Below are 11296 nucleotides of genomic sequence, written 5' to 3'. Positions count from 1 at the left end.
GACATGCACGTGATTAATGGCCGCACGCTGTGCGCCGCCCTCTCGCTGGCCCTGGCCGCCACGGCCGCGCACGCCGCCCCCATCCCGATCGAAGATCTGGCACGGCTGCCGGCCCTGCAATCGGTATCGATGAGCCCGGATGGCAAACATCTGGTGGCCCTGATCCCCTCGCCGGGCAATCCGGAAGAGACCGCACTGGCCAGCTGGGACACCGACGCCCTGGGCGGCGCCCCGAAGGTCATCACCCCCTCCGGCGAACGCATGAAATTCATCGCCGTCGGCGCACTGAAATCGGATCAGATTCTTGCGGTGGGCCGTCAGGAATGGACCGGACAACTGGGGGGGTGCGGCGAAGGCAGTGTGTCGGGGGCAACCAAGACCTTCGTGGTCAAGACCTACCTGACCGACCAGAGCCAGAAGAACTTCAACGAGGCGTTCGCCGACAACACGCGCAAACTCGGCGTCAGCGAACAGACTCAGCGCTGCCTCGAACTGGGTGGCAGCGCGTCACTGGTCAACATGCTGCCACTGGATCCCGACAGGGTCATCATCCGTCAGCTCAGCGAGATTTCACTGACCTCCAACTATTACCTCTACAACCTCAAGACGAAAGAAACCGAGCTCCTGTTCCGTGGCGGAACGCGCGCCCAGCCAGCACTGTTCGATCCACGAACCGGCAAGGTGCTGGCCAAGACCCAGATTGAACCGGTCAGTGGCGACTACGACCAGCAGATCCTGATCCTCGACCCGGCCAGTGGCCAGTACGTCCTTCAGAAGCCCCTGCTGTCACGTCTTTCCAACCGGCACACCGTGGAAGTGGCGGGCGTGAACGACGCCACCGGCAAGTACTACGTGCTGACCGATCTGTTCTCGGACAAGGTGCAGGTGCACCTCTACGATGCCAGGACCCAGGCATTCGACCAGGAACCGGTGCTGGCCAACCCGAATTTCTCGATCGCCGGCCTGGTGTTCAGCACCCGGCCGAGTACATTCAACCAGGTGGTGGGATTCACCCTTGATGGACCGGCGCTGCAGACGGTCTATGTCGATCCGACCATGAAGTCCATCCAGGAATCCCTTCAGCAGGCGGCTCCTGGCCGGCAGATCGAAATCACCCGGCTCAACGACGACTTCTCGCGCATTCTGTTCCGCGCGACCAGTGCGGATGCACCTCCCACCCACTACCTGCTGCTCGATCGGAAGAAGGTGGTGAACCTGGGCAGCGAACGACCGTGGATCAGCAGAACCGCGGTGGGTGAACAGCGCTGGGTCTCTTTCAAGGCGCGCGATGGCAGGGAGATACCCGCCATCCTGGACCTTCCTGCCGGATGGAAGGAAGGTGACGCCGCGCCACCGGCGATCATCCACCCCCATGGCGGTCCCTGGGCACGCGACTACATGCAGTGGGACCCTTCCGGATGGGTCGCGCTGCTGACATCGCGTGGCTATGCGGTGCTGCGCCCGCAGTATCGGGGCTCATCCGGGCTGGGTCGTGAGCTGTGGATCGCAGGCGACCGCGAATGGGGCCAGAAAATGTCCGATGACAATGACGATGGCGCAGCGTGGCTGGTAGCACAGGGACTGGCCGCAAAGGACAGGATCGCAATCTTTGGCTATTCCTACGGCGGTTTTGCGGCCGCAGCAGCCACCGTGCGGCCCAACTCGCCGTATCAGTGCGCGATCGCCGGCGCACCGGTCACCGATCTGGCGCGCCTGGGTACAACCTGGAGTGACAACCGACTGCAGCGCATCCTGCAGGGACAGACGGTCAAGGGCATGGATCCCATGCGGAATGCCGCAAGCGCCAACATCCCGGTGATGCTGTTTGTCGGTGACCGTGACGTACGTACGCCCTCCTTCCATGCACAGGGGTTCTATGACGCAGTGAAGGGCAAAGTGCCGGCGCAGATGCACCTGATTGCAGACCAGCAGCACAGCATGCCGTGGTATCCGCGCCAGCAACGGGAAACGCTCCACTTGATCGAGAGCTTCCTGAAGAACGATTGCGGACCTGGCGGACTTTGAGCACGCACACCGGCGTTGTTCGCTCCCGCCAATCCGGCGGGGGCGAAAACTAAATACGGTGAATCCGACATTAACAATTGAGGCAGGAAAGCCACATTTGTTCATGTTGCATTTACTTTACGAGAACCATACACTCAGTTAACCGAAGCGTAACAAATAAGGATATTTTCAAGATGCGCGACGTTTTCCGTCTTTCCACTCCGAAGCGTGTTCCGCTGACTCTTGCGGTCCTGGCCACCCTTGCCGCCGTGCCGGCATTCGCCCAGGAATCCACCCAGCAGGATCCGCCCCCGTCAACGACCAATACCGCGTCCAAGCGTGCCACCAACCTTGACACCGTCACGGTTACCGGCTCGCTGATCAAGCGCCCGGAGTACGAAAGCACATCGCCGGTCCAGGTCATTTCGATCGACAAGGGCGTCGCTGCTGGCCAGTTTGATACGGCCGACTTCCTGCAGACTTCGGCGATCGCGGCCGGCTCCACCCAGATGAACAATCAGTTCGGCGGCTATGTCGTCGAAGGCGGTACCGGCGTGCAGACCGTTTCACTGCGTGGCCTGGGCGCAAACCGCACCCTGATCCTGCTCGATGGCCAGCGCCCCGGCCCTGCCGGTACCCGCGGCCAGGTCGCCGCGTTCGACCTCAACGTCATCCCGCAGTCGATCCTGCAACGCATTGAAATCGTCAAGGACGGCTCTTCCTCGATCTATGGTTCGGATGCGCTGGCCGGCGTGGTCAATCTGATCACCCGCAAGACCCTTGATCGCCCGGAAATGACGTACGCGATGAGCGTGCCCGAACACGGCGGTGGCGAGCAGTTCTCGGCGTCGATCGCCAACGGCTGGAACTTCGACAAGGGGAGCATCGTGGCTGCGGTGCAGTGGGACCGGCTGAACGCATTGACCGTGGGTGACCGCGACTACTTCAGCTGTGCCCAGGATCGGGTGTGGGGCACGGACGGCCAGCGCATCGACCGCGAAGACCGCTCGATTCTGGCCGGCACCAATCTTGCCGGCTGCAGCTCCGGCAACCTGTACGCCAACACCATCATCCGGCTGAGCAACTCGGCGATCCGCTATGTGCCTTCGCCGGATGGCAGCACGGTCGGCCCCTTCCCGGGCTATCGTCCGCGCCCGCGACCGACCCCGACCTACGCCAATGGCGGCACCGCGTACTACCAGGATGTGCTGAACTTCCCGTTCTTCCATGACCAGGAAGTGATCAACCAGCGGGAGCGCGCATCGTTCTACGGGGCAACCGACTTCAGCTTCGACAGTTTCAACTGGAAGACCCAGTTCCTGTACAACCGTCGCGAGACCAAGGCCCACAGCTGGCGCCAGTTCTATCCGACCGTGTACAACGAAGCGGCAGATGACTACTTCCAGACCATCATGCCGTTCCCGAGCGACCAGAAGGTCACGGTCGACTACTTCTACGGCACCACCAAGTTCGATGGCCAGTTCAAGTCCACCGACAGCTGGTCCTGGGAAGTCAATGCCGGTTACAGCCGCTCGAGCGGCAAGTACAGCGCGCTCTCGATCGACGTCGATCGTGCGGGTGACCTGAACTACACCGACGACGACATGCCGGTGAATTACTTCGACCCGGGCTTCCTCAGCGGTGCCCGCATGGACGAGCTGATCGCTGCGGTCGGCCAATGGCATACCGGCAAGACGACCTATGAACAGTCCAGTGCCAATGCCATTTTCAGCGGCAACCTGTTCAAGCTGCCTGCGGGTGATGTCGCATCTGCGTTCGGCGTCGAATTCCGTCACTACAAGATCAACGACACCCCGTCTGACTTTGCGCTGGCCGATCGTTCCTGGAACTCGACCTCGGCAGGCGTGACCCGTGGCACGGACAAGGTCAAGGAAGCCTTCGCCGAGGTGGATGTGCCGCTGTTGAAGGGCATTCCCGGCATCGAGTCGCTGTCTGTCAATCTGTCAGGTCGTGTGTTCGAGTACGACTCGGTACCCGGTTCAGACCATGTCTGGAAGACCGGCCTGAACTGGCAGATCGTGCCGTCACTGCGCGTTCGAGGCACCATCGGTACCTCGTTCCGCGCACCGGGGCTGTACGAGCTGTACCTGGGTGACCAGACGGGCTTCAAGGCACAGAATCAGATCGATCCGTGCATCCAGTGGGCCGACAGCAACAACACCTTCATCCGTGCCAACTGCGCTGCTGCTGGCATTCCCGACACGTATGTCGGAGGCGGCACCGGCGCGACCATCTATTCGGGTGGTGGCGGCAAGAACAACCTGAAGCCGGAGACCTCAAAGGCCAAGACCCTGGGCCTGGTCTGGAGCCCGACCTTCGCCAACCTCAACGTCGCACTGGATTACTTCGATTACGACGTGCGTGGCGAAATCACCCAGCTTGACGAGTACGACATCGTCGCCGGTTGCTACGGTTCGGCGGTCTTCCCGAACGCGTTCTGCAACCAGCTGGTCCGCAACAGCCCCACGGATCCAACGGCGCCGAACAACATCACCACGATCTACAACAAGTACATCAACATCAACCGCGAGCGCACCCGCGGCTACGACCTGCAGATCAATTACGACAACGACTTCTCGTTCGGCAAGCTCTCCGCTGAAGCACAGGTGACCTATACCCTGGAGGACACCTATCAGTTGTTCGATTCGGCTGCTGAAAGCGGAATCAGCACCTCCGACCAGGTTGGCTACATCGGCCGCCCGAAGACCGTCGGCCTGGCCAGCGTCAGCCTGGAACGCGGCGATTGGACGTTCAACTGGCAGGGCACCTACGTCAGCAGCACGCAGAACAAGGACCTGAGCCCGAACTTCACCTATTCCGGCTACCAGAACGCCACCCGCGACATCAAGGCCAGCTGGCAGTTCCGTCATAGCGTCTCGGTCGGCTACGACATGGACGACTGGAACATCATGGTCGGCGTGCGCAACCTGTTCGACAAGGCGCCGGACCTTATCTCCGCCGGTGCCGGTGATCGCTACGGCAACGTGCCGCTCTACGCCTCGCAGTACGACTGGTACGGCCGGACGTTCTTCGCGCGCGTGTCCTACAAGTTCTGATCCTGCAGTGTATGACTCCTCCCGCCATGGGTTTGCACCTGTGGCGTGGAGGGTCCTGCCGCCTTCAGGTGGCCAAGGACGCCCGATGCACCGCATCGGGCGTTTGCGTTGGCTGTTCCGTTTCCGGGGCAGTCGTCATGGGAGGCCATGATGCCTGCCCTGACCCCGCTTGCCGGCCATGTCGGCGAAGCCACGCCAGCACCGTGCTGGATCCCGGGATCCCACAGGGTTCCCTGACGCCTTTCTGCAGGCCGGTTCCCCGCGTTCGACCGGATCGGCCACCGACGACTTGAAGGCCCTTGGAGCGTCCTGGAGACCCAGTTGACGCCACACATGGCGCTACCCGTGCGAACCGGATGCGCATCTCGAGATGCGCGCACTGCAGGAAAGCTCGACCACACCTTGACCACTGCCGTCCCGCAGCTGAATGCGGGAAAAGAGCAAAGGGAAAAGATCGGTCTGCCCCTCTCCAAAGCCCTTGCCAAGGCATAGCGAACCGCCTTTTTGCGCAAAGTTGAACTTAACGACCCATTCAGCATTCATCCCGCTATCTCGACAACGAAATTACAACTGATACCAAGTGCCTGTATTTGTTGCAGTTTTATGTAGCGAGTGGACACGGAGAGTGTCAATGCATACCTCAATTGGACAATTTGCGTTAAGGGCGTGTTAGGTTCGCGTCAAGTCAGGACGACATCTGAACACCAACATAACAACTGCACGGAAGCGACAGCATTCTGTCCACTAGGGGGATTCACTTGATGACGCACCACCGCACTCCCGGCCGCCACCCGCTGACCAATGCCCTGCTGGTCGGCCTGATGATGGCCGCTGCCGGCCCGGCCCTGGCCCAGGAAGCCAGCTCAGGTTCCAACCCGATCGACCTCGATCGCGTCAGCGTGACGGGTTCGCGTATCGCGCGCACCGGCTTCGTGACCCCCTCGCCGGTCACGGCCATCACCGCCGAAGAAATCCGTACCACCGGTGCGCTGAACATCGGCGACCTGATGAACAAGATGCCGCAGCTGACCCCGAGCTACTCGCTGGGCAACTCGACCCGCTTCATCGGCACCGCCGGCCTTGGCCTGATGGACCTGCGTGGCATGGGCCCATCGCGCACCCTGGTGCTGGTCAACGGCCGCCGCCATGTGGGCGCGAGCCCTGGCTCCACCTCCGTCGACGTCAACACCATCCCGGTGGAATGGATCGAGCGCGTGGAAGTGATCACCGGTGGCGCGTCTGCCGTCTACGGTGCCGACGCCGTGGCCGGCGTGGTCAACTTCATCATGAAGAAGTCCTTCGACGGCTATGAATTCCGTGGCCAGACCGGCCAGGCCAACGAAGGCGGCTTCGACCGTCGCTTCGCCAGCTTCTCGGCCGGCAAGCCCTTCGCCGACGGTCGCGGCAACGCGGCAATCGCCATGGAATACAGTACCCAGGGCCGCTTCGGCCGTGGCGACCGTGAAATCGGCCGTCGCTATCAAGTCTCGGTGCCGAACCCGAACTTCGATCCGACCCGTCCGCCGAGCGAAAGCAACCCGCAGACCATCCTTGACCGTCCGGGTGGCAATCACTCCACGTCCTACGGCGGCACCATGGACCTGGGCCAGATCACCATCTCGCCGACCGGCACCCGCTCCATCGCCTTCAACCCGGCCTCGCGCTACCTGTTCAACAACGATGGCACGTTCCGTCGCAACCGCTACGATGGCACCATCGTCAGCGCCAGCAGCTGCGTAGACTGCGACTTCACCGACCTCAACGCGGTGGCCGATCTGCAGCCGTCGTTCGATCGTTTCAGCTTCAACACGATCGTCAACTTCGACCTGAACGATGACCATCGCTTCTTCTTCGAGGGCAAGTACACCAAGACCGAGTCGGAGTTCTACGGCCAGCCCGCGTTCGACACCGGCCTGCGCCTGCGTCGCGACAATGCCTACATCTCCAACGAGCTGGGCGCCATTCTCGACGCGCGCACGGTGCGGGTGCAGAACCGCGATGGCACCAGCGTTGTCCGTGCAGTGTCGCGCGATCCGAATGCTGCTGAAAGCAACCTGGTGCTGAATCGCTTCAATGTCGACGCAGGCCGTCGTGGTGAGAAGATCGAGCGCCAGACCAGCCGCGTGGTGTTCGGCCTGGAAGGCAACCTGGGTGAGAACTGGACGTACGAAACCTCGGCCAACTTCGGCCAGACCACCATTGATCGCCTCAACCTGAACAACCGCATCAACGAGCGCTGGCACGCTGGCATGGACGTCATCCGTGACGCCAGCGGCAAGCTGGTCTGCCGTGCCTCGGTGGATCCGACCGCGATCAACCCGAACACCGGGCAGCGGTACAACCAGGCGCTGATCGCGGGCTGCGTTCCGTTCAGCGTGTTCGGCAACGGCGCGATCCCGGCCGATGCCGCCGCATGGTTCAACACCTCCTCGCAGAACCAGTCGAAGCTCAAGCAGCAGGTGTTCAGCGCATCGGCGGCCAACAACTCGCTGTTCTCGCTGCCGGCCGGTGACGTCGGCATCGCAGGTGGTGTCGAGTACCGAAAGGAGCAGAGCCAGGAGAACACCGACCCGCTGGCGGCACTGGGCCTGACCTTCCTCAACGCGATCCCGAGCCGCGGTGGCGAGTACTCCGTGCGTGAAGTCTTCGCCGAGACCACCGTACCGCTGCTGGCTGATCTGCCGCTGATCCGCCGCCTGAACCTGGACCTGGCCGGCCGCTGGTCGGATTACAGCTCCATCGGTGACACCAAGACCTGGAACGTTGGCCTGGACTGGGAAGTGCTGAGCTCGCTGCGTATCCGCGGCTCCTACGCCAGCGCGGTGCGTGCCCCAAGCATCGGCGAACTTTACAATCCGCAGTCGCAGAACTTCGCCACCATCAACGACCCGTGCAACACGCTGTCCACCAACAGCAATCGTCCGGCCACCGCCAAGGACCCGGCCCTGCGCGCCGCCAATTGCGCCGCGCTGGGCATCCCGAACAACTGGGTGGATACCTACACCGCAACCCGTCCGGGTGTCAGCGGCGGCAATCCGGATCTGAAGGCCGAAGAAGCCAAGACCCTTTCGTTCGGCTTCGTATGGCAGCCTGAGTTCCTCCCGGGCTTCGGCATGTCGATGGACTACTGGCGCATCACCCTGACCGATGCAATCGGAGCCGTGACCGCCCAGACCCTGGCCACCCGTTGCGTGGATTCGCCCGGGGGCGTGCAGAACAACTCGTTCTGCGACTCGATCAAGCGCGCCCCGGTCGGCGGTTACACCTCGCCGTCCGGCACTCCGTTCCCGGACTACAGCATCTACAACTGGACTGCGATTTCGGAGAACCTGGCCAAGTCGCGTCGCGTCGGTGTCGACCTGGAAATGGACTACCGCTTCGACCTGCTGGGCGGCTTCACCACCTTCCGCCTGGTCGGTACCCGCCTGATCCAGTCGCGTGAGTGGGCTTTCCAGTCCTTCCCGGACGAATACACCGAGTACGTGACCTACTACACCGATCCGCGTTGGCGCGGTCAGTTCAGCACCAGCTACAAGCGTGGTGACTGGCGCGCGTCTTGGGACATGACCTACGTCGACGGCAACCTGCGCGTGACCCCGGACAGCTACAACTCCAACCCGGGTTCGCAGAGCCCGATCCGCAACCCGTCGTACCTGTACCACAACATGCAGGTTGGCTATAAGTTCCCGGGCTCGGGCATCGACGTCTACGTGGGCGTAGACAACGTGTTCGACAAGGATCCGCCGGTGAACTACTTCGGCGCGGACGCCGGTGCGGCGCTGTATGACAGCATCGGTCGCTACATGTACATGGGCATCACCTACAAGTTCTGATCCGTCCAGAACCGCAACACCCCGACAGACCCGGCTTTTGCCGGGTCTGTCTTTTCCGGCCGCAGCCCTGCCCCCTTGCGCCCGGCCATGACCTTCGACACCCTTGCAGGGCAGGCCGGCGGCGTATCGTTCGGCCCACGGCCGGCCCACGGCCCTTCCCTGACTCACTCGGCCTGGAGGCCATTCAAGTGACCCGTACTCCCAAGATCGTGCTGCTGACCCTGGCCGTTTCGGCCGCGCTGGTCGGCTGCGGCAAGACCGAAGCCCCGGCAAAGGACGCCACCGCCTCCACGCCGGCTGCCACCGAAGCCACCCACTACACCCTGGACGAGAGCAAGCTGCCGGCCTACAACGCCTTCCAGCCCAGCGACCTGGATACCAGCAAGGACGCCTGCGGCGCCTTCGGCGACTACGTCAACAGCAAGTGGCTGGCCGCCAACGAGATTCCGGGCGACCGCACCAGCTGGGGCGCCTTCACCATCCTCGACGAGCGCTCGGTGGCCGTACAGCACCAGCTGGCCGAGCAGGTGGCGCAGGTGAAGAACCCGAACCACATCGAGAAGATCGTCGGCGACCTGTGGGCCACCGGCATGGACGAAGCCAAGATCAACGCGCAGGGCATCGAGCCGCTGAAGGCCGACCTGACCGCGATCGACGGCCTGCAGGACAAGGCTGCCATCGCCAACTACCTGCGCACCAGCGCGGCCAAGGGTGACAACATCCTGTTCGGCTTCGGCGCCGAAGCCGACTTCAAGAACTCGGCCGTGAACATGGCCTACGCCAGCCAGGGCGGCCTGGGCCTGCCGGACACCACCTATTACACCGATGCCAAGAACGCCGACAAGCTGAAGGCCTACCAGGCACACGTGGCCAAGGTGCTGGAACTGTCCGGCGTCGCGGCAGCCGACGCCGCCAAGCAGGCCGAGGAAGTGGTGAAGTTCGAGACCCGCCTGGCCAAGGCCTCCAAGTCGCGCGTCGAGCTGTCGCGCAACGTCGAGCTGTTCTACAACCCGGTCACCCTGGCCGACGCCGACAAGCTGACCCCGAACTTCAGCTGGACCGAGTTCTTCAAGTCGCAGGGCGTGGCCGCGCCGGAGAGGTTCTCGCTGGCCATGCCGTCCTTCCATGAAGAAGTGAGCAAGGCGCTGGGCGACACCGATCCGTCGGTGTGGCGTGCCTACCTGCGCTTCCACACCGTGGACAGCGCCTCGCCGTACCTGGCCGACGCCTTCGTGCAGGAGAACTACGAGTTCTACGGCAAGACCCTCAACGGCCAGAAGGAACAGAAGCCGCGCTGGAAGCGCGTGCTGGGCACCATCGAGAACGACGCCGGTGAAGCCTTTGGCCAGCTGTACGTGAAGGTCGCCTTCTCGCCGGAAGCCAAGGCGAAGATGGAAGAGCTGGTGAAGAACCTGGCCGCCTCGCTGAAGGAACGCATCCAGGGCCTGAGCTGGATGAGCGAGGAAACCAAGGCCAAGGCCATCGCCAAGTGGGAGACCTTCACCCCGAAGATCGGCTACCCGGACAAGTGGCGTGACTGGTCGGGCCTGCAGACCCAGCGCGACAGCTTCCTGGGCAACGTGCGCGCGGCCAACGAGTTCAACTACAAGTTCAACCTGTCCAAGATCGGCAAGCCGGTGGACAAGACCGAGTGGGGCATGACCCCGCAGACGGTCAACGCCTACTACAACCCGCTGCAGAACGAGATCGTGTTCCCGGCCGCCATCCTGCAGCCGCCGTTCTTCGACCCGAAGGCCGACGACGCGCTGAACTACGGCGGCATCGGTGCGGTGATCGGCCACGAAATGACCCACGGTTACGACGACCAGGGCGCGCGCTTCGGGCCGACCGGCAACATGGAAGACTGGTGGACCCCGACCGACAAGAAGAACTTCGAGGGCCTGACCGGCAAGCTGGTCAAGCAGTTCGACCAGTACAAGGTCGACGGGCAGCCGGTGAACGGCCACCTGACCCTGGGCGAGAACATCGCCGACCTGGGTGGCCTGGCGACCGCCTACGACGCCCTGCAGAAGGCCACCGCCGGCAAGGAAGATGCGAAGATCGACGGCTTCACCCGCGACCAGCGCTTCTTCTTCAACTGGGCCACCGTGTGGCGCACCAAGTACACCCCGGAAAACGCCAAGGTCCGCCTGGCGACCGACCCGCACGCCCCGGCGCAGTTCCGCGCGATGGGTGCACCGTCGAACCTGCCGACCTTCGCGGCGGCCTTCCAGTGCAAGGCCGGTTCGCCGATGGTCCGCACTGGCGACCAGCAGGTGGTGATCTGGTAAGCCACGGCTGACGCCAAGGTAGACCTGCAAAGGCCCGGGATTTCCCGGGCCTTTGTTGTTTGCAGAGAGCGCCATCCACGCACGGCGTGGA

General features: G+C 62.9%; 4 protein-coding genes. All 4 read left to right on the top strand.

Annotation, left to right across the window (positions count from 1 at the left end; genetic code table 11):
- The first annotated feature begins 3 nt into the window (after positions 1–3).
- The 4 genes from AC5P8Z_RS07055 (at position 4) to AC5P8Z_RS07040 (ending at position 11205) form a co-directional block, all read left to right on the top strand.
- A complete protein-coding gene (locus tag AC5P8Z_RS07055; RefSeq protein ID WP_495228568.1) occupies positions 4–2025 on the top strand; it encodes an alpha/beta hydrolase family protein in 2022 nt (673 codons plus the stop codon).
- 173 nt (positions 2026–2198) lie between these two features.
- Complete coding sequence (locus AC5P8Z_RS07050) at positions 2199–5081, top strand: TonB-dependent receptor domain-containing protein (RefSeq protein ID WP_286069285.1); 2883 nt, start codon at positions 2199–2201, stop codon at positions 5079–5081.
- A gap of 821 nt (positions 5082–5902) precedes the next feature.
- Complete coding sequence (locus tag AC5P8Z_RS07045) at positions 5903–8914, top strand: TonB-dependent receptor domain-containing protein (protein ID WP_495228932.1); 3012 nt, start codon at positions 5903–5905, stop codon at positions 8912–8914.
- 188 nt (positions 8915–9102) lie between these two features.
- Positions 9103–11205 carry a M13 family metallopeptidase gene (locus AC5P8Z_RS07040; RefSeq protein ID WP_286069289.1) on the top strand — a complete coding sequence of 701 codons (2103 nt, stop codon included), beginning with the start codon at positions 9103–9105 and terminating at the stop codon, positions 11203–11205.
- Positions 11206–11296 lie beyond the last annotated feature (91 nt).

Source organism: Stenotrophomonas sp. YJH_SMC_17, from assembly GCF_059371655.1.
Note: the sequence above shows the minus strand (reverse complement) of the source record. Positions and strands in the feature narration are given on the sequence as shown.

Coding starts and splice junctions, on each gene's coding strand:
- AC5P8Z_RS07055 (WP_495228568.1), top strand. CDS start 4: ATGCACGTGATTAATGGCCGCACGCTGTGCGCCGCCCTCTCGCTGGCC.
- AC5P8Z_RS07050 (WP_286069285.1), top strand. CDS start 2,199: ATGCGCGACGTTTTCCGTCTTTCCACTCCGAAGCGTGTTCCGCTGACT.
- AC5P8Z_RS07045 (WP_495228932.1), top strand. CDS start 5,903: ATGATGGCCGCTGCCGGCCCGGCCCTGGCCCAGGAAGCCAGCTCAGGT.